A 23,200-nucleotide genomic window follows, 5' to 3' on the forward strand; every position below is an offset into this window, starting at 1 on the left:
CTGTCCAGATACAGTGGCGCCTACCATTCCGTTACCGAAACGACAATAGCGATAATCCAATGAACCTCTCTGCAGATCTAGATCATCATCCACATGAATGAATCATTCCTTACAGCTCTGAATCAGGACGAGTAGATTGATTCGAATGAATTGAAATAAACTGCATACTGTAGAGGCATATTTCTAAGGAGCGATCGTGGCATTTTCCGTGGTGCATCAGGACATCACCGGCATGCACGTGGACGCCATCGTCAACGCGGCGAATACGGACCTCATGATGGGCGGAGGGGTATGCGGCGCGATTTTCCGCGCGGCAGGGGCGAACCGCATGCAGACCGCATGCAATCGCCTCTCCCCCATCCGTACCGGTGAGGCAGCGATCACGCCGGGATTCGATCTGCCGGCCAAGTACGTCATCCACACAGCCGGACCGGTTTGGCATGGTGGTGACCATGATGAGGAGCAGCTGTTGCGCGCCTGCTACCGCAATTGCCTAGCGATCGCCTCCGTGCACGGCTGCAAAAGCATCGCGTTCCCGCTGATTTCCGCCGGCATCTATGGCTATCCGAAAACCGAGGCCCAGGATGTGGCCGAAGATGAGATCCGGATTTGGCTGGCCGACACCGGCATGGACCTGGACGTTTGGCTCGTTCTGTGGCCATAGTCTTACAACGACCGTAACCCACAAGGCTGAACGTATGTGCGTCACATTTGACCAATACTCCAATCGGATTCGCCTCACTTAACAGAAGCCACGAGTCACGACGGAAAGATTCAGGCCGAAACCCCCAGCAGAAAATCCAGGCATCGCCGCCTATAATCGGCGGCCTCATCGTATACGCCGCGACCATGGCTGCCATCGTAAATGTAGCTTTCGCAGCCAAGCGCCTCGGCGATCTGCTTCGACCCTTCCGCAGTCACGACACGGTCTCCCTCCGCACCGATTACCAAGACCGGGCACTGGATGGAGGAAAGCTCTCCGTAGCAGTCGAAGGTTTTGCAGGCTTCGGCCAGAATAATGAAGCGCCGATATTCCTCATCGCTGATACCCAGATTGGAGGAGACCAACGTTTCCCGATAGGCCTTCAGGGTGGACTCGGAATACACGTTGTCCGCGAAACTCTCGAGAAGCCCCAGCTCATCCTTCGCCCTGGCCAGCCGTACCCATTCGTCGATGACATGATTGAACGTGCCGTTGGGTTTTGCCAGCGTCGAGCCGAGAATCAGCCTGTTCACCATTTGCGGGTGATCGATGGCGAGATACATGGCGATCATGCCGCCTTGGGACGCGCCGAACACGTCGGCGTTCTTAATACTCAGCTCCCGCATCGCCGCCGCGGTGTCTTCCGCCATGTTTCTGACCGTGTAACCCTCGCGTATGTTCTCGGCACGGTCGAAAACATACACGGTGTATTCCTCGCAGAAATCCTTGTACGCCTCCGCAATCGCGTCGGCCAAGCCTATCACGCTGTGCACCGACAATCCGGGCAGTATCACGAAGTTCTTGGTTCCGCTGCCGAATACGATGTGCTTCATCTTCCGCACCTCCTGATGGGACCGTTCCATATTAGCCACACGGCCATACGCGTTATTGAAAGAAGCCGACCAAATGACACGGTGAGACAAGATGAACAGTGTCAGAAACTTGACAACGGAAATCGCGACACAGATACTATTTACGAGTAAAACACCAGCAAGCAAAGGATGAAGCACACTGCTTTATCCTTTGCTATTTATAAGCATAATCACATGATTATGAACTATTTACCTTTTCTATAGATCCTGCGGTATCTTTTTTATTCTTGAAATAATACTCTTTATCACGCTCATCTACTTCCCGTAATATCTTGCACGGATTACCAACCGCCACAACGCAAGACGGCAAATCCTTTGTCACTATGCTTCCGGCACCGATCACAACGTTATCACCAATCGTAATACCAGGGAGTATAATCACCCCTGCACCAATCCAGCAGTTTTTTTCCGATGCAAACGGGCGCATTATACTGATACCCTTTCTTCCGCAGCTCCGGAAGAATCGGATGTCCTGCGGTAGCAACGGTGACATTCGGGCCGAACATTGTGTAATCCCCCACATAAATGTGCGTATCATCTACACAAGTCAAGTTAAAGTTCGCATAAATGTTTTTCCCGAAATGCACATGGCCTCCGCCAAAATTAGAATGAAAAGGCGGTTCAACGTAACAGCCTTCACCGATTTCCGCAAACATCTCTTTCATTAGAGTCTGCCTCTTTTTGAATTCGGTTGGCCGGGTCTGATTGAACTCATAAAGACGGTCAAGACATTTTGTCTGCCATTCCATAATCTCGTGATCACCGGGAAGATACAATTCTCCCGTGTGCATTCTTTCTTTCATCGCACTCATTTGCATCCTCCTTTATAAACCCATCAATATCTTTCGCAACCTTTCACTACCTCCATAGGGAAAGCAATAGGACCCGAATAAAACCACTATCTTCGAACTCCCTATATTTTCGGAAAGGATTACAGTGCGCTTTTCCGTTTCACCCTCATATCCGAACTTCTGCTATTCCGTAATTTCTATAGCATTGCCGTTAGCATCGTATATGCTGCTTTCGTAATATCCGTCTCCGGTGGTCCTCGGATAACTTTTGACTACGTAGCCGTCTTTTTCGAACCTGGCGGTCAATCTATCGACCTCATCTTTTGAACCGACCTGAAAAGCAATATGCGCATATCCGAGTTGCGGGTCACCATTCGGCTCCGAAATAACCGGTATATTCATGAGCTCCAGTCTTGTCGAGTCATCAAAAGACAGGAAGTAAGATGAAAAACCAGTATTCGGATTTACATAAAGCTCGTTTCGCCTTCCTTGAAAATAGGTCTCAAAGAAGCGAGCGCTTTCTTCCAAGTCTTTTACATAGATTGCTACATGTCCTATATTCATTTCGTCATACCTTCCTAGACAGAAGCAATTTCATTCTATACAATTAGATTGTTAAATCCGTTTAATAGCTATCATTATTATGTTTGATTCAATAACAATCCTGCGAGGTTGCCAATTATGTTGTCTTTAGAAATGAGAGACGATCGCTCCGAAAAGGTGCGTTATGACTATACGGACTATCCCATTTACATTCGGAGAGCTTTGCTTTCCTCTTATCCCGGCTATGCCGCACCCACCCATTGGCACGATGATATTGAATTTATTGCCGTCTTATCTGGAGAAATGCAATACAATGTCAACGGTGAAATCGTTACTCTGGCTGAGAGCGAAGGAATATTCGTAAATGCAAGACAAATGCATTTCGGCTTCTCACCAGGGAAAAAAAGAGTGCGATTTTATTTGCATTCTTATTCATCCACTTATATTATGTGCAACTTATGCCTATGAACGCGATTTTGTACTACCAGTCATAAATAACAAGAATGCCTCTTATATTAAATTAAACTCTGACACTCCGTGGCATAGAACAATATTTAAAAACATTAGAATGATGTATTCTACAAGGAATGAAAAAAACTGCTGTATTAAAAAATACAGAATCTATTTTTTAAATACATGGATACAACTTTACGAAAATATCCCCTCTGAAAGTCAACACAAAAAATCAAAATGCCGATCTCTCCATTCTAAGAAATATGATAGGCTTTATACAACAAAATTACACAAACAAAATTACCCTTGCCGATATAGCCGCTTCAGGAGCAGTAGGACAGAGTAAATGTTGTAAACTGTTCGCAAAATACATCAAGCAAACACCCAATATATATTTAACACGATATCGACTCGATAAAAGTACAGTTCTTCTTAGCAATACAGATAGAACTGTAACGGAGATCGCTACAGCCGTCGGGTTTAACGGGAGCAGCTATTATGCAGAGGCATTTCGCAAATGGTACGGGAAAAGTCCCACCGAGTACAGAGCCACCTCAAACATACAACGACCGCGTTCGAGGTAGTTCAGGGCTATCGCCTTACCTATACGGGACTAACCCAACAGAAAGTCCATGCGCCGCTACCCGCATCGAACGAAAGAAGCAATAAACCTCGTGAATCGTAACCCTAGTAAATGAAGCAACCCTCAACGCAACTTTCGGCGGGCACACATCATCATTCCCATCGGCAGCGACCGCGTAGCCGAATCCCGAACCCTTGATTCAATGCATGGTTACGATTCTGATGCCTTCCCTTTGGCGGTTCCCTGTATCTCCATTCGGCTGATATACGCCGTACGATAGACTTCATTGCACGCTATCCGTAAGCCCTGTACACAAACACAAATTATTCCCCAATGGCTTTCTTGAGCACAGCCTGTAGTTCGGGATCGACCGCGAACAAATACAGTCCGTGCACGCCACGCTTAAGCAACACATTAAGCTCATTGCGCAGATTCTTTTGAGAATAATCCTCTTTCTCACGCAGGTTGGTTGCGTTGGCGTTGCAACTCTTGGACTTGTCGAAGACGATCTGACCGTCCCGGTATGCGACAGACGGACCGATAATCACGCCAACATAGTTCAAATCAAAACCCTGTATGGAAAATGTGGAGCCGACTTCATTAATAGTATGCGAAGCTTCAGCCCATACTTGATCGGATGAAAGGCTCTTTTCCTTTCCTTGCGGCTTGATTTGATAGTTCCATGGATGGCAGAAGTAATTAGGGTCATCATCCGAGGTCTTTTCATTGTATCCGCGATTGGCCTTTAATCCAGGACCCATGTGCCATTGCCCTTCGGCATCGCAAAACATCTCGACATTCCACAGACCATCCGGACTGTCCGGATTCTCACGAACGCCGGTGTAAGACCAATCATACGTAGCGACCACCCTAGATAGACCATGCCCATCAACTCCACCCGCCTTAAGCTTGGCTTTCTCCTTGATTGCCTTGAATAACTCAACCGGGGAATCGAATACCTTGACTATATACGGCTTGCGAATGTACTTGCCGGTTTTCGGATCCTTCTCACCGAGGTCTTTCTTCCACTTACCTATACGAACCCCGCCTGCGAAATCGTCTACCCATTGGATGGTCGATTCATCCGCCGCAATCCGAAACTGTTGACTTAGCCGAATATGGCTAAGCAAATACTCCCCTCCCCACCTATCAAATCGTTCGAAAGGCTCCATCTCAGCATCACGTGACGACCAAGTCTTATCTAACTCGTGATGGGGGAACAAGGCCTGTAGATCTTCATCCTTCCACTGCTGCGCATTCTGCAGAATCTGATTGGGATCAAATACCGCAACTACGACCCTTGACCTGCGCAGCAAATCATGGAGCATGTTCTTTCCGGAATAACCCTGATTTCCTTGAGTCAGCAGAAGATGGGCCTCGTCAACAAGAACAATGTCCGCCTTGCCCTGCGGTCTGTCCGGAATGCCACGACCGTTCGGCTTCTTTTCACTGAATTTGTTGATGAACTGGCTTGGCTTGAGCACCACTTCATCCGACTTCTTTTGCAATCCAAGTTTGGTTGCGATTTGGTTATAGACATGCACCTGCTGCTCATGGTTGACGAGAATATACGCCTTTCTTCGATCGACTACATTGAACGAAGAACCACGGTTCTCCATGAGCAGATCCTCATCGTCCTCATCATCAAGATGCCCATTGACGCCGAGCTCCGTCGATATGCGGTAGAACAGATGGCTCAGTAACACTGTCTTGCCGGTACCTGCCGCACCCTGCACAAAAATCAAACGAGATGGAGAGGAGTCGGGGAAATCTGAAAGCACATCGGCAATCGCATTCATGATCGCAGTTTCCGCATTCATCTGGTCATCACTGAGCTGATGGAATGGCGAAGCTTTGAATAATGCGGAATCACGAATAATCTGTTCCGACGGGAATAACGTGGAATCCTGTTGATGCAGACCCAACCAGATATCGGAGAAAATCCGATCAAACTCATCTTGCGTATAGTAGTCGCCTTGGGCATTCGTTCTGCGATTGTTGAGATTTTTCACCGCGTCCGAGCCAAGCAGATAATGCATCAGCTTATTCTCTATATCCAATGTCAGAGACTTGTTGAAATGCTCATTCCCAATAACATATTGCCACACGGATCTCGGATCCTGTTCCAGTTTCTTCTGGAATTCCTTCCAATCATCGCGCGAATTTGGATCTGAACGCAGGTGTTGAAAAGTACGGTTTTTTATATTATTCGTTTCTCCAACATAGACCGTGTACTCGGGAACATTCCTATACTGGCTCTGCTTCTCCGAATGGACGACGTATACCGTAGGATAGTTGAAAATGTAGCGCAAAGCACTTTTCTCCACAACTGACGCATATGCCCCATCAGTGGGATTGACCACGCTTTCCCACGCCGTCTCCTCATTACCGATATCGGCATATGGCAAATGAACGATAATCGGTTCCGGAAGTCTATCTGCTGTCATACAGCCATTATCGCCCTCTTTCTTGTCTTCCACGGTATTGCACCCATTAAACTCGAAATCATGATTTCCAATTCAACCATCAATCTAATCCGTGATTTCGTCTCCGCCCGTGACTGGGATCAGTTCCATACGCCGGGCAATCTCGCCAAATCAGTCAGCATTGAAGCAGCCGAGCTTCTGGAGTGCTTTCAGTGGAGCGATGAGCCACGCAATGACGATTTGGAACATGTTCATGAGGAGATCGCTGATGTGCTCATCTACAGCATCATGTTGTCCAACAAACTTGGGTTCGACCTTGATGAAATCATACTTGACAAACTCAGCAAAAAACGCTCGGAAATACCCAGTTGAAATCTCACGAGGCAACAGCAAAAAAGCCAGTTGACGACTGCAATACTCCATACAGCATGCGTATGTTTGGCACTATCTTTTTTCCCTTCTAGGAGGGGGCAGGCGAATGGCTACTCTCCCGTCTGGAAATTCCCATTGCCATGAAGGACCAGTTTGGGCTTGCTCGTCACGTTTCCATCAGCCGTTTCCCGTCCGCCTGAAACGACCGTCATAAAGCTGCCGAATGAAAATATCAAAACGAACACGTTCCGGGGTTTTATGCGCATCAACCGCAATATATGGTTGCCCATCAAACACGAAGCTGAACGCGTCAACTTCCTTGCCTACGGAAGGCAGGCAAAAAACACGAATACCGTGCGACTCAGCCAAGCTAACCATGTTGGGAAGAGGGTTCTCCCCATAACTCCAATCGCCGCGCAACGCCAAAGCCGAAGCCTCAGGAGGCATCTGCGCCATTTGCTCCATCGGGAGATCGCAGTTCGGAAGACGGAAATGGCTTTCAATCCAATGAAATAGCAGTAAGGCACTCCTCCCATGCCCTATGGCGGATTTGCGTTGCCGTGCGGTTGATTTACGCAACGAGCGGAACCAAACCTGCGTTTCGGAAAGATCCTCAATGGCCGGCTCGGACGGATGAATAGTGAAAAACGAAGGCATGACCTTCAACGCTTCTGCTAAAGCAACTGTTTTAGATTGAGGTGCACCGTTCGTTTCATAGTTCGTTACCGTACGGGGATCAACGGATATCAACTGAGCAAGCTGAACCTTGCTCAAACCTGCTGTTTCGCGCGCGCAACGAATACGAGTGGAATCAAGTAGAAAACAAGACCCATCATCTTGCGGAAATGGCGACAGCCACATCTCCGCTCTCGTTACGCTCATCATTATTCTCAGCCTCCGCAATAGCTGCATTCCAAGAAATTTCACCGAAGATAAGACGCTTATCCCAGCCCACAATCCTACACTCGTTCTGATCAGCGATTGGAAGCGATACCTCCAGCGAAACTCGATCATCAACTCGTTTATAGACAATCAACCAAAACGTTTGTGGACGTGAGGAAGCCTCCGCGGAAAGCTGATTGAAATCAAGCGTCATCTGATCGGTCTGAGCATTATGTCTTTGCAATTCAAGAGCAGTCACAGGCCCAAGGTGCCTAAGTCCAAGTTCCCTTGACGAGCGCCCCGTTGCGCCGTTGCCTGGGGCAAATGCCAAGACGAGACCATCATTACGGTATGCTCGCGGAGACATACGATTATCAACATCCCTGTTGGCCTTCCGCTGTTTGGTACGGGTGAGACCTAGATAACTTTCTCTTTAGCTCTCCGTCTTCACTTTCCATATTCTCGACCATGTATCTGAGATCTCTATTCTTTTACTCTTTCTGAATACATAGAAAGCATTGGCAAAATACAAAACCGCGTATGCCAGCAGAATAACAGCGTCAGAAAAAACTGGTGCTTTGCGACAGAATGGCGTCTCCACTCTGCGCTTCCGCACCAAGGAAATAGATGGTGTCTGTGATTGCATGCAGGAACATGGTGATCCAGATATCGCCTGTTCTCAGGTAGATAGCAGCGAACAAGAAGCCTACACCCGTCGCATAAATGACTTGGAACAATGTGGTGACGGGATTCGCTCCGGATAAAATATTAAAACCATGCCACAGTCCAAAAAGAAGACTGGTAAATACAACAACCGGTATAACCAATCGTTCGCGTTCCTTGCTTCTCATGACAAGGGAAATCGGAATGACTCGGAGCATGATCTCTTCGCAGATTCCGGGCTGCATTCCCATCAGTAGTGCCACGCCGGGATTTCCATAGCTTTCATGTTCCAGTATCTCTGAAATCAAATTGAATGCACCTATTGCTAGCACACTCCACCCGAGAAGAACAAACTCGCCAAATCTTCTTGCATTGAAGAAACCCCGCAAATCTTTTCTGAATATGAGCCAATACAACAACAGAACGACTATGTGGGACACCATCGTAATCACTGTGGAAATTAGTCCCATATTTCCCATATATGCGCGATCCACTGAGCCATAAACAACCATGGCTGCGACTCCACCAGCGATAGCTCAATGAACGTTTCGACTATTCCCGCCAATGCCATGGCAGCAGCCGCTACAACCAACGCATGCGCAACAGGATGCGTTTCAGACCAACTGCATTGCATTTCTCTTCTCACAGGTCACACCTCGCCTAAATTATTCTTCTGACCGCACTCATTTCGGCATTATTTTTTGCCCAAAGTCATGTTGGCAATTCCATTTTCTTCTGCCACATCACTTAACTCCCGAAGTGCTTTTTTTGCATTTACACTGCTTCTATTCGATATCACATGAAATGTATGAACTGCACGCGTGCGAATATCTTATACCCCCCTAATATTATCTTTGAAGCTGATCCTTGCACCGTTCAACACGCAAGGAAGTCTTGAAATCCTGATATGTTCCAGGACCTCCCTGATTCAGATTCGTGTATGAACGACAGTCGATCGCTCAACGGCCGCCCTCACCTGTAGCATGACTTCAGATGGCCGGCTACGCTGGATGCGGTAGGATAAATAAGGGGTTCCTGGGGGAATTTTGCCGGAAGCAACGTACGAGGAGCTTCCTGCCACGAAAAGAAGAAATGAGAGCGAAGCATGACACTTGAAACCGACAGACTCATTCTGCGCCGATGGGAAGAAAGCGATGCGGAGGACTTATATACATACGCCAGCGATCCCGATGTGGGACCGATCGCCGGATGGCCCGCACATCAGTGTCTAGACGAGAGCCGGGGCGTGATCAGGAATGTTCTTAACGGCAAAGAGGCTTATGCCGTCTGTCTGAAAGAAGACGGCAAAGCCATCGGCGCAATCGAGCTGAAGCTGAATGGCCATACCGATATGACCGACCAGGATGATGAATGCGAGATGGGCTACTGGCTTGGGAAACCCTTCTGGGGACGGGGCATCATGCCGGAAGCCGTGAAGGAAATGCTCCGCCATGCCTTCGAGGACTGCGGCATGCGCAAAGTGTGGATCGGCTACTACGAAGGCAACATCAAATCCAAGCGCGTCCAGGAAAAATGCGGATTCAAGTACCAGTGGAAAACGCAGGATGTGGACGTTCCGCTGGTGCACGAAAAAAAGGACAGGCAATGTGAGCCTGATGACAAGGGAAGATTGGCTTTCAGAAAAGTAAACCGATATTTGTGCGAAGAAGAACAGATGTTCATGGCGCCAAATACTAGGTTCACAAGGAGAACGCAATATACGCGCTAGCAGCGATAGAACCGAATCCTTTACTCCGTGACGGTGCATATGGCATCGTTATGAGGGATGTGCAAAAAGCGCACGAGGGTATTCATCATTAGGGGATAAATATGCTCTGTTATAGTTGTATCAGATTAGGCACGGCAACAAAATGTCCGTCACTACATAGGGTTGCGCACTCCATGGCTCAGATTCAGTGATGTGGAGCAGGCAACCCCATAAGTATGGTGTGCGACATTGGGGAAAGGCTAGTCATGCAGCAGGAAGACTTCGACGGCGATGTGCCCATTGTTCGGTATGAATTATCTTTCCCGAAACAGAAGCTGCTACTAGGTTTCAATGAAGGCAGCTCCGCAAAGGACAAATCATCCGACACATCGGCAAGCCAAGCATATTCAGGAATCACTGAGCAGCTATCTGAAAGCATCAAATGGGAGTCACATGTAGATGCCGCAGACAAAATCGACTATATCGTTGCAGTCAGTAGTGGCGTCATCACAGGCTTAATTGATTCTTTCTTCACTGGCGAGTTTTCCTTTGACCACGCAAACGAATGGGGCACGGACAAAGTCAACCGAATAGTAATGAAGACCGCCCGAGCGGAAGGATACGAGGGAGATTCCCTCAAGGGTGCGATCAAGAAACTCGAAGATAATCACAAACTCGCAGCGGATGGAAATACCAGCAGCTTCGGAGGTGGCAAACAGCATCATTTCCGCGACTTCACGCATCATTTCGGCATTGGCGGATTGGCAATGTCGATTTTCACCCAGTTCACTGGCTTGTCGGTCGGCACTGATACGGCAGGAAATCTAATTGTGGTTCCTATTCATGAATCAGATCGGCAATATCTGGGAAAGAATTTCCACGAGAAAATCGTTTTCGGAACAATCGGATGGTTCTTCCATATGGTGAGTGACATGGCCGGCTCAAGTGGAGCGATCGGCAGTGGTACCGGCATTCCCGGGCCGCTGCTCTCTTTCATGAAGGAACTGTCAACGCTTCCGTTCTTCAAGAATTCCGAAAATGGAGGGACAGGCTTCAGACTATGGCTTTCCAGATTATTCAACGGAACTCTTCTCGCAGACCATGATGCAGATGGGAGAATCGTTAAAGGCACCGAGAGACGATTCGATCTTCGCATGGAAATCGGCATGTTCGGCGAATTGGGAAGACAAACCATGCCTGTGCTTGTCAACCAGTGCATCGTACGAGGGTTTTACCTCTGCCGTAGACTTTCTATGGAGATCGCCGACCTTGACGTCCGAGGCATCGGCGATCTTAACCACATAGCGCCTGAAGATATCCTGCCTTGGAACACCCCGGCAATGCACCGCATGATAACTGTCTCCAGCGGGGTATTCACCGCTGTTGATGTTGCCGATGCCGCCGTACGTGCGATGAGGAGCAAAGATCCAGTACAGTTCCTGTTGCGAATCAACTACATTGGAATCGCAACTTTTGTAGTGGCCTGCGTCGTCGACGCCAGAACCACGTTAGCGAACGGGAGGCTGAAGGATGGAGAAAGACCGGAGGACGCGTATGAGCACGAATTGTCAGATCTCGGCTGTTTGAAACTCGATTTCCAGAAAGCACGCATCCTCCACTCGCTCATGCGGCAGATTGTGCTGTATGACATCGACTGCGAGAAGCATGACAAGCGAACGGCTAAGAAGAGAATGTGGCTTGACGAATGGAGCGGCAAAATCGCTGAAACGGTCGGTCTCATATGGACCGCAGATACTGGATATTTCATGGACGACGAGTCCTTGTATACCGAGATCAAGATGCTTCGCAAAGACGGGGATGATGCATGGCTATGGCTCGTGGCGATGGAACTTATCAGATTCAAGCCCTATATCTTCCTACATGGCGACAATGATAAAAACTACAAAGGGCTTAAACTCTGCTCGAATTACATCAACAAGGTATTTTGCTCGCAGCAAGAAGCTATCAGCGCCAAAAGCTTGCAGAAACTCAACAAAACAGTGAACAATACAAGCGACATGCTCAATGGGGCAACAACGAAGCGAGTAGCCGGACTCGCCGGCACGGCCATCATCGCAGTCGTCACAGCCGGCACCGCATTCTATCTCGCGCCGTCAATCGCCCCTGTACTCGCGGCTGCGCTCGGAGCTGAGACCGCGTCCCTTTCCGGAGCAGCGCTCACCAGCGCAAGTCTGGCGTTCCTTGGAGGTGGCGCAATTGCCGCCGGAGGCGCGGGAATGGCAGGCGGGACAATGCTCATCGCAGGTGGCGGAGCTTTGCTTGGCGCGGCCGGTGGGTCGGGTCTATCCGCAGCTTCGTCAATGGCACTCGCAATGAACGGAAGCTACGTTCTTGAGGAGTGTGCAAAACTGGTAGGCTTTTGCAAGGAAGTGCTCATCAACCGATACGATGATTTTGCCTCCGTCAATGGAATCAACACCACGCTCAACATGCGAATAGTCGAGCTGGAAGCGAGAATTGAGTCAATCAAACGTAATATCTCCGATGATGCAGCCTTTGAGGAGGAAGAGAAAATCGAAGACGACGAGCTTACGCCGAAGAAAATGCTCAAAGTGCTTAATCGCAGTCTCAAGTACATGAAGCGAGGCAATGCAGAACTATCGAAAGCGCTGAAAGCCGCAGGAGAACGGAACAAGCAGGCACGTCTTGGCGCATAAGATTGAAACACCATCTGTCCTACGGAAGTTCAATAAACCCTGATACTTCACAAGAGACCTACGATCAACAGCAAACACAATGGCTACTCTCCCGTCTGGAAATTCCTATTGACGTGAAGGACCAGCTTGGGCTTGCTCGTCACATTTCCATCAGCCGTCTCCCGCCCGCCTGAAGTGACCGTCATAAAGTTGCCGAATGAAAGATCATGCAGCTCCCGGCTTGTCAATCCCGTCTCCTCGCTAACGGTGTTCACAGAGATTCCTTTCGCACGATTCGTGCTGGCCACAAAGCCAAAAACCTGTGATTTCTCGGTATCGATACCATCAGACTCAGCCGTTCTATACCCCATACTGGTCAGTCGGGAACACATCGAACGGTATTCCCAATCCGTCAACCTTCCCAATGCGTGCGCACGGTATGCCATTGCCATGGCAGCCACACCAAAATATTTTTTTCGCCTTGAAGATGTCACCAATCAAAGCATGATGCGGAACCAGAGCCTTCACCCTGCGTTCAGGCATTAATAGATTGGAAGCGAACTCATGCGCTTCCTTCTCGATATCACGAGTACCTGCATCAAGCTCGCTCATCGACGCTTCGTGCATCACGAGGTGACCAATCTCATGTGCAATATCAAAACGAACACGTTCCGGGGTTTTATGCGCATCAACCGCAATATATGGTTGCCCATCAAACACGAAGCTGAACGCGTCAACTTCCTTGCCTACGGAAGGCAGGCAAAAAACACGAATACCGTGCGACTCAGCCAAGCTAACCATGTTGGGAAGAGGGTTCTCCCCATAACTCCAATCGCCGCGCAACGCCAAAGCCGAAGCCTCAGGAGGCATCTGCGCCATTTGCTCCATCGGGAGATCGCAGTTCGGAAGACGGAAATGGCTTTCAATCCAATGAAATAGCAGTAAGGCACTCCTCCCATGCCCTATGGCGGATTTGCGTTGCCGTGCGGTTGATTTACGCAACGAGCGGAACCAAACCTGCGTTTCGGAAAGATCCTCAATGGCCGGCTCGGACGGATGAATAGTGAAAAACGAAGGCATGACCTTCAACGCTTCTGCTAAAGCAACTGTTTTAGATTGAGGTGCACCGTTCGTTTCATAGTTCGTTACCGTACGGGGATCAACGGATATCAACTGAGCAAGCTGAACCTTGCTCAAACCTGCTGTTTCGCGCGCGCAACGAATACGAGTGGAATCAAGTAGAAAACAAGACCCATCATCTTGCGGAAATGGCGACAGCCACATCTCCGCTCTCGTTACGCTCATCATTATTCTCAGCCTCCGCAATAGCTGCATTCCAAGAAATTTCACCGAAGATAAGACGCTTATCCCAGCCCACAATCCTACACTCGTTCTGATCAGCGATTGGAAGCGATACCTCCAGCGAAACTCGATCATCAACTCGTTTATAGACAATCAACCAAAACGTTTGTGGACGTGAGGAAGCCTCCGCGGAAAGCTGATTGAAATCAAGCGTCATCTGATCGGTCTGAGCATTATGTCTTTGCAATTCAAGAGCAGTCACAGGCCCAAGGTGCCTAAGTCCAAGTTCCCTTGACGAGCGCCCCGTTGCGCCGTTGCCTGGGGCAAATGCCAAGACGAGACCATCATTACGGTATGCTCGCGGAGACATACGATTATCAACATCCCTGTTTGCCGTCCACCTATCCAAGGTATCGATCTCCGCTTTCACTTCTGACACGAACGTGTGATAGAAACCGGAACCTTCCGCACTTGCCTGCGCATGAATGTGATCCGTTTCAATGACCGGCCGGAGAGCCCTCATCGCGGCGGAAACTACATACTTTGCAGAAAAACCGAAGATACGCTGGAATTCCCTATACGCATCTTCTCCTTCAAAGCACCGCACTTTACCTGCAAAATCAGGTTGAACAAGCGCCATAAATCCTCATTTCTTTGTACAAAACAGGAAATCTGTATTTATCGTAGCATACCCAGCAAACAGATATGGACAAGATCCATATCTTCGAAAGGATCCTTCGTCGTAAGCAGCGTCTGCGACTGCCTTCCGACGTATGGCTGCAGAATCGCAAGAACTTACGGTATCTCATGAATTACGGAATAGTACAACGGTCAAAATCAAGACCGTCATCACGTATAATCCAGTCACGCATGCCACTCACTCCACGCCATGGAACGCCGAATTCCGATTCACAGAATTCTTTTGACGGTTCCTTGACATGCTCCCCTGCTTTGGCAATCACCGTACACCGGAACGTGACAGTGCCCTCGAACGTATCCGAGGGCACCATACATTTCTGATTACCGGACTCCTACGCCTCTTTGCGGGCGTCTTCGACAAGCTGGCGGATCAGGTTCTCATCACGTTGGCGAATGATCGCCTGCCCGGTCTCGCCGGTCCACTCGTAGAAGCCCCGACCGGTTTTGGCCCCCAGATCGCCAGCCTGCACCTTGGCTTCCAGCAACGGGCTCGGCTCGGTGCCGTTGTCCATGTCTTTGAGCAGATAGGTGCTGACGTTGTAGAACGTATCCAATCCGCCCAGGTCGGCGCTGGCGACCGGTCCGACCAGATTCCAGCGGCGGCCGAGACTGTATTTCACCACGGTATCGATGGTTTCCGCGTCGGCGATGCCTTCGTTCATGATGTTGAACGCTTCGCGCAGTACGGCGAGTTGCAGGCGATTGCCCACGAACCCCAATGATTCCTTCCTGATTTTCGCAGGCTTCTTGCCGATCTTGCGCATGAGCTCGAATGTGGCGTCCTCCACCTCTTCGGCAGTGCTCTCACCCGGTACCACCTCGACCAGTGGCATGAGCTGCGCCGGATTCCAGAAATGCGCGACCACGAGTCGTTCCGGGTGCTTCAATACGGATTGGATGGACGTCGGGCTCAGTCCGGAGGTGTTCGTTGCGAAAATGGCGTCTTCCGGGGCGTATTGCTCAATCTCGCTCCAGACCTTCTGCTTGACGTCAAGTTTTTCGACGATCGATTCGATGATGAAATCCGCGCCTGTCGCGCCATGCTCGTAATCGGTATAGGTGGTAATGCGCGACAGCACATCCTCGACGCTCTCCCCTTGGGCCAGCAGACCGGCCTGCGCGAACTCCTCGGCATCGGAACGAATCCTCGCCATACCGGCATCAAGCAACTCCTGCGAGCAGTCGACCAGTTTCACCGGGTAGCCGGCCACGGCGAACTGCAATGCCGTGGCATGGCCCATGGTTCCCGATCCGATATTGGCGATTGTTCGTATATCCCTGACCATTGCAACCTCGCAATCCTTGAATTGTTCACACGGACATCACCGTCCGCCAACATCTTGTAGCCTAGGCTGCGAATCTGAACGTTTCATAAGAGCCCGCCTTCGTAAAGGAAGAACGTCTTCGGCTTCCCATCCGCATCCACGTGGCGTTCGGCCCGTCTGACCAACCCTCGGTGATCGTAGAAACCGTAGTCGCAGGACGTATCCGTGAACAGGAAATACTCCCGAACGCCAAGCTTGCGGAACAGGCCCATCATCTCGCCGAACAGCCTGCCGCCCACGCCCTTGCCGCGTGCGGCAGGCGAAACGACGAAGAGCGCGACTTCTGCATCATACGTCTTGTCCGTCTCGCGACGCAGGTCATCGTCAACCCGCAGAATCTCAAGTTCCTCCGCCAGACGCCGATGGCCCTCCCCGCTGAACAGCAGCGGCGGCAGAAGCCTAATCTGCCGCAACCGATACGGCAATCGATGCCATCGCGTCTTTTCGGAACGGACCGAACCCAAGATCACGCCTAGCACTTCACCGTTCAGTTCAGCCGTCATCGCATGCGTGGCGCGAGCCAATCCTTCAAGCACGTCGATGGCCGCCAGACGTCGGGAGATGTTCGGATCGCCATCGGCATACCAAGTCCGCCGAACCAGCTCCTCCATCGTCGGATAATCCGCCTCACGCAACCGTCTTACAACAACATCATGTGCCATACGCACGTGTATAGCATATGCTTCATCGGATTACTTGATAACGGCCCGATATCAGAGTCATGCCGTTCTGCCGTTCCTCCCGTCTGAGAACGATCTGCAGGCACGAAATCACGTATCGATTCGTTCCATTCGCGTCAAGGCATTTGCGAATGGTTCGTATGGCCCGCGAATCATCAGGTCTTCGTACGGGTCCGGATGGGTATGCTGAAGTCAAGTCCGCCAGAGATACCGCGAGAGAGGCATTATGGGAACGACTGCAAGACAAGTGGTGTTTGGTACGTGCATGGTGTTGGCTTTCGCATGCGTCTGCTATGCGTGGGCTGTATTCAAAACGCATTCCGGCACCAACTTCTGGATGGTCTGGGTCGTGTTCGCGGTGTTGTTCGAAGTGCTCGGGGGCGGTTTCCTGTTCCACTGGTGGGACGCGATGCCCCGTCTGATCCGTGGCATTCTCGTGGCGCTCATCTGCATCGCGGTGGTAGCATTCGGAACGGTCGAAGGCTGTATAGTCAGCAAAATGGGTGCGCAGGGCAAACCCGGTCTGGATTATGTGATCGTACTCGGTGCGCAAGTGCATAGGGCCAGGCCGAGCCGCGTACTGAAGTTCCGACTTGACAAGGCGATCGAATATCTGAACGACAATCCGAAGACCATCTGCATTGTTTCCGGCGGGCAGGGATCGAACGAACCGTTCCCGGAAGCCCAGGGCATGGCCGACTATCTCAAGACGAACGGCATTGCCGAATCCCGTATCGTGGAGGAATCCAAGTCGAAGACCACCGAAGAGAACATCATCAACAGCAGAAAGCTGATTGCCGATGAGAACGCTTCAGTGGGCATCATCACCAACGACTTCCACGTATTCCGGGCAATGCAGATTGCGCAAAAGAACGGTCTTGACGATGCGCAAGGCATTGCCGCCGGCTCTCCGCCGGACATGCTCGTCAACAACATGGTCCGCGAGTTCTTCGCCGAAATCAAATTCCTGCTGTAACACGCTGGCTCAGGCCTTGCTCAGAGACGGGTCAGCCGGATGCCGAAAAAAGCGTGACAGCGCGTCATCAGTAGTCGATGCCGTTCATCATGGCTTGTTCCAGCCAATGTTCCGCCACGATCGGAATGCCGTAATCGCGGGCCTTGCGCGCTTTGGTCGATTCGGAATAGGGGTCGGCGGCGACCACGAGTCTCACCTGTTTGGTGACGGATGGCCTGACTTCAAGCCCCATGCTCTCCAGCTCGGCCTCCCAGTCGGATCGCCGCTGACGCATCGACCCGGTAAGCACGATTTTGTCGCCCACGTGCAGACGAAAATCCTTCGGCAACGGTGGATTGAAACCGGTCGCATCGTCGGCACCGATTGCCGATGCGCCGCCGATCATGCATTGCAGATTGTTTTCGACGTGACTGCGGCGGGGCAGCCATTCCCGTCGTTCGAGGGACGCGAGTTCCGGCCAGTGCTCCCCTGCCTCTTCGGCGGCATCCAGTCGGCGCCGCCAGCCACTCCATTCCGGATCGGCGTCCATAAGTCTGCCAAGCAGCAACGCCGTGGCGTGCGCGTCACTCAAGGCACTGTGCGCGTCCTCGTTGTCGATGCCGAATTCACGGCAACAATCGGCAAGACTGCCGACACCGATCAAGGATCGCGACAGTTTCATGGTGCACAGCATGGTATGCGGATTCACAGGAATATCGGCACCCAAACGCCGATATTCCGACAATAGGAATTTCGAGTCGAACGCCACATTATGCGCCACGAATACACGCCCCGCAAGCAGGTCGCGCAGTTCGTGCGCGATGCCTTCGAATTCCGGCGCATGAATGAGCTCGACGGCGCTGATATGGTGGATCCACTGCGCGCCGATATCGCGATGCACGCGAATCAGCGTCTCATGCTCGTCTTCAAGAGTGCCGTCCGGCGCCACGTGCACCAGGCCTATTTCTATGGCCCGGTCACCGCGTGCCGGATTCAGCCCGGTGGTCTCGAAGTCAACGACCGCATATCCTTTGGAATTCACGTATGTAAGTATAGAAAAGAGGTTGGAACCCGTTCGGATTCCAACCTCCTATGATGCTTGATTCAGCGAATCAGACTCACTCGGCGTCCTTGTCGGCGGCGAGTTCGTCGGCCACGGCGGCGGCAGCGGAAGCGGCCTCGACGCTTTCGGCCTCTTCGTCCTCAGCGGCTTCGCCGAGGAAGGCGCTCAGGTCGAGGGTTTCGCCGTCGGACTTGAAGGTCACGGCACGCATACCGGCAAGCAGGCCCTTGGAACGGCCGACTTCCTGCACGGCGGAGCCGAGCTGGCCGTTGCGCATGATGGCCTGGATGAAGGCGTTCGGATCCATGCCGTACTGCTGGGCGATGGAGGCGAGGAAGTTGAACACGTCGGCCTGGGAGACATTGATGTCCATCTTCTCGGCAAGTACGTCGAGCACCATCTGGTCGCGCAGTTCCTTCTCGACGGTCTCTTCGGCTTCGGCCTTCTGCTCCTTGGTGGCCTTGTCCGGATCGGCGGTCACGTTCTTGAGCTGCTGTTCGACCATTTCGGCCTTGACGCCCTTCGGGACCGGAATCTCCAGGCCTTCCTGCAGCTTGGCGATGAAGGCATCGCGGGCGGCGGTGGCCTGACGGCCTTCGGCATCCTGGGAGGCGGCCTTCTTGAGGTCTTCCTTCAGCTCGTCAAGGGTGTCGAACTCGGAGGCTTCGGAAGCGAAGTCATCGTCGAGCTCCGGGAGCTCTTCGGTCTTGACGGAGTTGACCTTGACCTTGATCTGGGCCTTCTCGCCTTCGTGCTCGCCTGCCTCGAGGGTGCCCTCGAAGGTGGTCTCCTCGCCGGCGGACAGGCCTTCGAGAGCCTCGTCCAGACCGTCGAGCATGGTGCCGGAGCCGAGCTCGTAGCTTACGCCCTCCTGGGAATCGACGGATTCACCGTCGATTTCGGCGTTCAGGTCGATGTTGGCATAGTCGCCCTTGGCGGCCGGGCGATCCACACCCACGAGGGTGCCGAAGCGCTGACGCAGGGCTTCCAGGCGGTTGTTGATGTCTTCATCGGTGATTTCGGCCTTCTCGACCTCGATCTCCATGCCTTCCACTTCCGGCAGCTCGATGTCCGGGCGGCGTTCGACGGTGGCCACGAACTTCAGCTTGGTCTCGTCCTTGGCGGATTCCGGGACTTCCTGAACGTCGATCTCCGGCTGGGCCATCGGGTGGATCTTCTTGGTTTCGAGAGCCTTGGAATACAGCTCCGGCACGCCATTGTTCACGGCCTCGCCGGCGACGGCGCCAAAGCCGATGCGCTGATCGATGATCTTGCCGGGCACGTGACCCTTACGGAAGCCAGGCACGTTGACCTGCTTGGCGATTTCCTTGCGAGCCTCGTCGAGATACGGGTTGAACTCCTCCGGATCGACGGTGACGGTGAGCTTCACCTTGGTCGGCTCAAGATTCCTGACGCTGATTTTCACGCTTGCGCTCCTGAAAAATACGGTTCTTCAACTGGTCTGCCGTTAGGCAACCTCTACATAATAGCGCGACTTACGGACTCTGCGATAAGCGACACTTGCCAGTCGCGCGCGCCCTGCTCCTTGAGGAATTCGGCGACGTTACGCTTTTGCGGTTCATCCGTCCAGCACAGGTTGCGCAGGTACTGCGGTTTGATGATGATTTCCGCAGGCGTATGTGTGTCGATCGATATCTGCAGCACCGTCTTACGCGCCTTTTCCAACGTACTGAATCGTTCCGGATAACGATCCTTCCAAAATCGCATCGATTTCGGCGCATGCGTCTGCGATTCGTCATTGTTCGGCCGAGAGCTCGGCATGGTCGGCCATTCGCTCTTCGGCATGTCGAGCGCCTGTTGGATGACCGCCTTCCATAGGCTTGGCTTCACCTTGCGCTGAATGGGAGCATATCGCTCGAACATCTTCTCCTGAGCGGCGTCGGACTGAATACGCACCCGTTCGTTGATGGAACGAATCGCACGGAACTGCGCCGCATTGTGGGGCTTGCGTTTCGCCGCTTCGATGATCGAGGAATCCGACAGCAGCAGGGCCGGCGCGATATCGAAATGACGGGCCAGTTCGTCGCGCTTCTCCCATAGCGCCTTCGCCACGGCAAGCGCCTGCCGGTCCCTGGCGATTTCGGTGATGTGCGAGATGCGCAGCCACGGCACCGGATGCTCCTTGCGCGGGCACAGTCCCTCATGCAGCGCGTAGGCGAACTCCTCCTCCGCCCATTCCCTTTTGCCCTGCCTTTTCAATTCGGCAAGCAGGCTCTGTTCGAGCTCGATCAGCAGCTCCACGTCCAAGGCGGCGTAATTGCGCCAGTCACGAGGCAGCGGCCGGTATGACCAGTCCGCAGCAGAATGCTCCTTCGCCAACGTCAATCCCAGGAAATGCTCGGTAACGGCCGCCAAACCGAAACGGTGCATGCCAAGCAGCCGCGCCGCGATCTCCGTGTCGAACAGCCGTTGCGGCGCCATGCCGAGATCCGCGAATCCGGGAAGATCCTGCAGGGAATCATGCAGAATCCACGTGGCATCGCCCACCGCACGGTTGAAATCGTTCCAGTCGGCTCCCGCTTGCGCCAATGCCTGTGGATCGAGCAGACCGATGCCCGCACCGGTACGCTTGAACTGCACCAGCCAGTCCTCATGTCCGTAACGGTACCCGGAGGCTCGTTCCGCATCGGCCGCCAGCGAGCCCGTCCCGGCCGCCACAAGGTCGCAGTAATCACGGAAGGCCGGCAACGTGTCAATCACATCGGGTACGCCCTCGCGCGGTTCGGACTGCAGCCTCGGCTCGTCATTCAACGGGAACATCCTCCTCAGATTGCGTCATGGACCGGAGGAACCAAGCCCACGATTCAACCTGAGCGCCGGCATCGAGACCCCCATCGGCATAGTCTAGCGGAGTCCAAGACACGCGAAGTTCGCAGCCCGCGCGCGGCACGTTGCGGATCAGGCCGAAGGCGGTGTTCCGCGTAACCGTAACGGTACCGGAAACATCCTGGGCGTAGGCTCCGTCCAGACGATCGAGCATGGAATCCCAGTACATCGACGGGGCGAGGCAATCCTCCTCCTCATGGGGCAATGGCAAGGAAGCGAACGCGACGCAGCGCCAATGGGAATGCCAATCGTCACGGTATTCGCATGAATACAGCACCATGATCCAGCCGTCCGCCTTCACGCAATGGCTTCCCATCATGCCGCGATCATTGCGGAAGTAGGTTTTCTCGTCGAGATACGGGCTGCCCTCCAACGCCACGCCGATGCCGAAATCGGCCAGGGCGCAGGGTATCGGAATCTCACGATAGGCCACGCCGTTCACCCGCTGCATGTTCCGTACGGAAAGAACCGCGTTCCACACGGCATCGGGTACGTCAAGGGGCTTGTTCATCGGCATGTCGGCGGCATGGCTTTCCTTGCCGTTGGCACGCGCTGCAGTGGGCGTACCCAAAGGGAATGCATAGATGTCCGCCATAGTTCAAGGCTAAGGCAGACTCATGCAATTTATGGTATTTCGGGGTATTTCACTCCGAGTCGAATGTGAAGATTTGCATTCCTCACCGCTCCGAACCGGTTTCGCCGACGGCTTTCCGCCGGCGAAACCCTAGGCAAGGCTTTAATACACGATGAATCCGTGGGAGCGGAACTGGTCCATGACGCGCTGCTTCATGGCCGCCGACGGTCCCTTCTGGTCCTCCAGTGGGTACGGAATGCGCAGCTCATGCCATTTCGGGCGGCCGAGCTGGTGGAAGGGAAGCACGTCGATATGCTCCACCGCATCGCCGAACGTTTCGCAGATCTTCGCCACGTTTTCGACGTTCTCCTCCGCGGAGGTGAGATCCGGCACAAGCACGAACCGTATCCAGATCTTCTTGCCGGCCTTGGCGAGGCGCTGGCCGAAATCGATGGTGGGCTGCAACACTCCCCCGGTCACCACACGATAGGTCTCTTCATCACCGGATTTCACATCAAGCAGGCACAGGTCGATGTCGTCGATCATCTCGTCCGTATAGTTTCTGTTGAGAAAGCCGGAGGTATCAAGGCAGGTGTGCACGCCCATCTCCTTGGCCGCGCGGAATACTCGCGAGACGAATGCCGGTTGCATCATCGACTCGCCCCCCGAAAAGGTGATGCCGCCACCGGTGGCCTTGAACAGGTCGGCATAGCGGTCGATCTTCTTGATCATCGCCTCCAGATAGACGGGCTTGCCGTCGCGCATCTTCCAGGTGTCGGGGTTCTGGCAGTACTGGCAGCGTAGCGGGCAGCCGCTCATGAATACCGTCATGCGCGTACCGGGCCCGTCGACGGATGTGTTGATGTCCCAGGAATGCACGAAGCCGATGTCACCGCTTTTCAGCGCATTGATGCGGTCCCGTCGATCCATGCCGATCGGCGATTCGAAGCCGGACAGGCCTCCCATCAGCGTCTGGCTGGCGTAGGCCTTCGAGCCTTTAAGCATGTGCCTGGTGGTGGTGCGGAACTGTGCGATTTCAGACATCAGTGTCCCTTTCATTGCTTGTGAAGGCTTCCTTATCCGGAAGCAAAACACAAGGGGC

General features: G+C 52.5%; 23 protein-coding genes and 1 pseudogene. 7 read left to right on the forward strand and 17 right to left on the reverse strand.

Translation table 11 applies throughout. From position 1 onward, the window contains the following. Nucleotides 1–196: 196 nt before the first annotated feature. On the forward strand, nt 197–664 hold the full coding sequence (locus BMOU_RS00350; RefSeq protein ID WP_034873723.1) for a macro domain-containing protein: 468 nt from the start codon (nt 197–199) through the stop codon (nt 662–664). 110 nt (nt 665–774) lie between these two features. Here BMOU_RS00350 and BMOU_RS00355 read toward each other — a convergent pair whose 3' ends face one another. From BMOU_RS00355 to BMOU_RS00365, 4 genes are all read right to left on the reverse strand, one after another. Further along, nucleotides 775–1,536, reverse strand: a complete 762-nt coding sequence (locus BMOU_RS00355) for an alpha/beta fold hydrolase (RefSeq protein ID WP_235143616.1) — start codon at nt 1,534–1,536, stop codon at nt 775–777. Between the two features lie 217 nt (nt 1,537–1,753). Next, a complete protein-coding gene (locus BMOU_RS11435) occupies nt 1,754–2,002 on the reverse strand; it encodes a DapH/DapD/GlmU-related protein (RefSeq protein ID WP_235143617.1) in 249 nt (82 codons plus the stop codon). Next, complete coding sequence (locus BMOU_RS00360; RefSeq protein ID WP_235143618.1) at nt 1,926–2,387, reverse strand: maltose acetyltransferase domain-containing protein; 462 nt, start codon at nt 2,385–2,387, stop codon at nt 1,926–1,928. The genes BMOU_RS11435 and BMOU_RS00360 overlap by 77 nt, the downstream gene beginning before the upstream one ends. Before the next feature lie 162 nt (nt 2,388–2,549). Next, the gene (locus BMOU_RS00365) at nt 2,550–2,930 is read right to left on the reverse strand and encodes a VOC family protein (protein ID WP_034873727.1); all 381 of its coding nucleotides are present in this window, start codon (nt 2,928–2,930) and stop codon (nt 2,550–2,552) included. A 117-nt stretch (nt 2,931–3,047) separates the two neighbouring features. Between BMOU_RS00365 and BMOU_RS10775 the strand changes: the two genes are divergently transcribed. Then, nucleotides 3,048–3,377: a cupin domain-containing protein gene (locus tag BMOU_RS10775; RefSeq protein ID WP_081738432.1), complete on the forward strand. Its 330-nt coding sequence runs from the start codon at nt 3,048–3,050 to the stop codon at nt 3,375–3,377. A gap of 248 nt (nt 3,378–3,625) precedes the next feature. Further along, on the forward strand, nt 3,626–3,946 hold the full coding sequence (locus BMOU_RS11755; RefSeq protein ID WP_081738433.1) for a helix-turn-helix transcriptional regulator: 321 nt from the start codon (nt 3,626–3,628) through the stop codon (nt 3,944–3,946). 322 nt (nt 3,947–4,268) lie between these two features. Here the strand turns inward: BMOU_RS11755 and BMOU_RS00370 are convergent, their stop codons facing one another. Continuing rightward, the gene (locus tag BMOU_RS00370) at nt 4,269–6,425 is read right to left on the reverse strand and encodes a DUF2075 domain-containing protein (RefSeq protein WP_034873729.1); all 2,157 of its coding nucleotides are present in this window, start codon (nt 6,423–6,425) and stop codon (nt 4,269–4,271) included. Between the two features lie 27 nt (nt 6,426–6,452). On the opposite strand from BMOU_RS00370, the pseudogene BMOU_RS00375 reads away from it, so the two are divergent. Next, nucleotides 6,453–6,777, forward strand: a pseudogene (locus BMOU_RS00375) (nucleotide pyrophosphohydrolase). A gap of 143 nt (nt 6,778–6,920) precedes the next feature. Here the strand turns inward: BMOU_RS00375 and BMOU_RS00380 are convergent. From BMOU_RS00380 to BMOU_RS00385, 3 genes are all read right to left on the reverse strand, one after another. Next, nucleotides 6,921–7,517 (reverse strand): M78 family metallopeptidase domain-containing protein, encoded by a 597-nt coding sequence (locus tag BMOU_RS00380; RefSeq protein ID WP_235143619.1) that lies wholly within the window; start codon nt 7,515–7,517, stop codon nt 6,921–6,923. A gap of 58 nt (nt 7,518–7,575) precedes the next feature. After that, nucleotides 7,576–7,884 carry a hypothetical protein gene (locus tag BMOU_RS10785; protein WP_081738434.1) on the reverse strand — a complete coding sequence of 103 codons (309 nt, stop codon included), beginning with the start codon at nt 7,882–7,884 and terminating at the stop codon, nt 7,576–7,578. Between the two features lie 301 nt (nt 7,885–8,185). After that, nucleotides 8,186–8,800 carry a CPBP family intramembrane glutamic endopeptidase gene (locus tag BMOU_RS00385; RefSeq protein WP_235143620.1) on the reverse strand — a complete coding sequence of 205 codons (615 nt, stop codon included), beginning with the start codon at nt 8,798–8,800 and terminating at the stop codon, nt 8,186–8,188. A 593-nt stretch (nt 8,801–9,393) separates the two neighbouring features. Between BMOU_RS00385 and BMOU_RS00390 the strand changes: the two genes are divergently transcribed. Then, complete coding sequence (locus BMOU_RS00390; RefSeq protein ID WP_235143621.1) at nt 9,394–10,017, forward strand: GNAT family N-acetyltransferase; 624 nt, start codon at nt 9,394–9,396, stop codon at nt 10,015–10,017. Nucleotides 10,018–10,262: 245 nt separating this feature from the next. Next, on the forward strand, nt 10,263–12,674 hold the full coding sequence (locus BMOU_RS00395; RefSeq protein WP_034874384.1) for a hypothetical protein: 2,412 nt from the start codon (nt 10,263–10,265) through the stop codon (nt 12,672–12,674). A 339-nt stretch (nt 12,675–13,013) separates the two neighbouring features. Here the strand turns inward: BMOU_RS00395 and BMOU_RS00400 are convergent, their stop codons facing one another. From BMOU_RS00400 to BMOU_RS00415, 4 genes are all read right to left on the reverse strand, one after another. Continuing rightward, nucleotides 13,014–13,850 carry an ImmA/IrrE family metallo-endopeptidase gene (locus BMOU_RS00400; RefSeq protein ID WP_235143622.1) on the reverse strand — a complete coding sequence of 279 codons (837 nt, stop codon included), beginning with the start codon at nt 13,848–13,850 and terminating at the stop codon, nt 13,014–13,016. 58 nt (nt 13,851–13,908) lie between these two features. Next, nucleotides 13,909–14,595, reverse strand: coding sequence for a hypothetical protein (locus BMOU_RS11440; RefSeq protein ID WP_003841521.1), 687 nt, complete (start codon nt 14,593–14,595; stop codon nt 13,909–13,911). Nucleotides 14,596–14,986: 391 nt separating this feature from the next. Beyond that, the gene (locus BMOU_RS00410) at nt 14,987–15,940 is read right to left on the reverse strand and encodes a 3-hydroxyacyl-CoA dehydrogenase family protein (RefSeq protein ID WP_034873731.1); all 954 of its coding nucleotides are present in this window, start codon (nt 15,938–15,940) and stop codon (nt 14,987–14,989) included. Nucleotides 15,941–16,023: 83 nt separating this feature from the next. Next, nucleotides 16,024–16,641: a GNAT family N-acetyltransferase gene (locus BMOU_RS00415; protein ID WP_034873733.1), complete on the reverse strand. Its 618-nt coding sequence runs from the start codon at nt 16,639–16,641 to the stop codon at nt 16,024–16,026. Nucleotides 16,642–16,885: 244 nt separating this feature from the next. On the opposite strand from BMOU_RS00415, the gene BMOU_RS00420 reads away from it, so the two are divergent. Continuing rightward, nucleotides 16,886–17,635 (forward strand): YdcF family protein, encoded by a 750-nt coding sequence (locus BMOU_RS00420; RefSeq protein WP_034873735.1) that lies wholly within the window; start codon nt 16,886–16,888, stop codon nt 17,633–17,635. A gap of 67 nt (nt 17,636–17,702) precedes the next feature. Here the strand turns inward: BMOU_RS00420 and BMOU_RS00425 are convergent, their stop codons facing one another. The 5 genes from BMOU_RS00425 to pflA all read right to left on the reverse strand — a co-directional run bounded on the left by BMOU_RS00425 (nt 17,703) and on the right by pflA (nt 23,142). Further along, a complete protein-coding gene (locus BMOU_RS00425; RefSeq protein ID WP_171001940.1) occupies nt 17,703–18,656 on the reverse strand; it encodes an exonuclease domain-containing protein in 954 nt (317 codons plus the stop codon). A 76-nt stretch (nt 18,657–18,732) separates the two neighbouring features. Next, entirely contained in the window at nt 18,733–20,103 is a 1,371-nt protein-coding gene (gene tig / locus BMOU_RS00430) for a trigger factor (RefSeq protein ID WP_034873738.1), read from the reverse strand. A gap of 53 nt (nt 20,104–20,156) precedes the next feature. Beyond that, a complete protein-coding gene (locus tag BMOU_RS00435; RefSeq protein ID WP_034873740.1) occupies nt 20,157–21,458 on the reverse strand; it encodes an HRDC domain-containing protein in 1,302 nt (433 codons plus the stop codon). After that, the gene (locus BMOU_RS00440; RefSeq protein WP_034873742.1) at nt 21,442–22,119 is read right to left on the reverse strand and encodes a DUF3000 family protein; all 678 of its coding nucleotides are present in this window, start codon (nt 22,117–22,119) and stop codon (nt 21,442–21,444) included. The genes BMOU_RS00435 and BMOU_RS00440 overlap by 17 nt, the downstream gene beginning before the upstream one ends. A 141-nt stretch (nt 22,120–22,260) precedes the next feature. Continuing rightward, nucleotides 22,261–23,142 (reverse strand): pyruvate formate-lyase-activating protein, encoded by an 882-nt coding sequence (pflA, locus tag BMOU_RS00445; RefSeq protein WP_034873744.1) that lies wholly within the window; start codon nt 23,140–23,142, stop codon nt 22,261–22,263. Nucleotides 23,143–23,200: the final 58 nt, after the last annotated feature.

This window comes from Bifidobacterium moukalabense DSM 27321 (assembly GCF_000522505.1).
Taxonomy (GTDB): domain Bacteria; phylum Actinomycetota; class Actinomycetes; order Actinomycetales; family Bifidobacteriaceae; genus Bifidobacterium; species Bifidobacterium moukalabense.

Excerpts from the sequence above, each read along its gene's own strand:
- BMOU_RS00355 (WP_235143616.1), bottom strand. The coding sequence starts at position 1,536 with ATGAAGCACATCGTATTCGGCAGCGGAACCAAGAACTTCGTGATACTG.
- BMOU_RS11435 (WP_235143617.1), bottom strand. The coding sequence starts at position 2,002 with ATGCGCCCGTTTGCATCGGAAAAAAACTGCTGGATTGGTGCAGGGGTG.
- BMOU_RS00360 (WP_235143618.1), bottom strand. The coding sequence starts at position 2,387 with ATGAGTGCGATGAAAGAAAGAATGCACACGGGAGAATTGTATCTTCCC.
- BMOU_RS00365 (WP_034873727.1), bottom strand. The coding sequence starts at position 2,930 with ATGAATATAGGACATGTAGCAATCTATGTAAAAGACTTGGAAGAAAGC.
- BMOU_RS10775 (WP_081738432.1), top strand. The coding sequence starts at position 3,048 with ATGTTGTCTTTAGAAATGAGAGACGATCGCTCCGAAAAGGTGCGTTAT.
- BMOU_RS11755 (WP_081738433.1), top strand. The coding sequence starts at position 3,626 with ATGATAGGCTTTATACAACAAAATTACACAAACAAAATTACCCTTGCC.
- BMOU_RS00385 (WP_235143620.1), bottom strand. The coding sequence starts at position 8,800 with ATGGTTGTTTATGGCTCAGTGGATCGCGCATATATGGGAAATATGGGA.
- BMOU_RS00390 (WP_235143621.1), top strand. The coding sequence starts at position 9,394 with ATGACACTTGAAACCGACAGACTCATTCTGCGCCGATGGGAAGAAAGC.
- BMOU_RS00395 (WP_034874384.1), top strand. The coding sequence starts at position 10,263 with ATGCAGCAGGAAGACTTCGACGGCGATGTGCCCATTGTTCGGTATGAA.
- BMOU_RS11440 (WP_003841521.1), bottom strand. The coding sequence starts at position 14,595 with ATGGCGCTTGTTCAACCTGATTTTGCAGGTAAAGTGCGGTGCTTTGAA.
- BMOU_RS00410 (WP_034873731.1), bottom strand. The coding sequence starts at position 15,940 with ATGGTCAGGGATATACGAACAATCGCCAATATCGGATCGGGAACCATG.
- BMOU_RS00415 (WP_034873733.1), bottom strand. The coding sequence starts at position 16,641 with ATGGCACATGATGTTGTTGTAAGACGGTTGCGTGAGGCGGATTATCCG.
- BMOU_RS00420 (WP_034873735.1), top strand. The coding sequence starts at position 16,886 with ATGGGAACGACTGCAAGACAAGTGGTGTTTGGTACGTGCATGGTGTTG.
- BMOU_RS00435 (WP_034873740.1), bottom strand. The coding sequence starts at position 21,458 with ATGTTCCCGTTGAATGACGAGCCGAGGCTGCAGTCCGAACCGCGCGAG.
- BMOU_RS00440 (WP_034873742.1), bottom strand. The coding sequence starts at position 22,119 with ATGGCGGACATCTATGCATTCCCTTTGGGTACGCCCACTGCAGCGCGT.
- pflA (WP_034873744.1), bottom strand. The coding sequence starts at position 23,142 with ATGTCTGAAATCGCACAGTTCCGCACCACCACCAGGCACATGCTTAAA.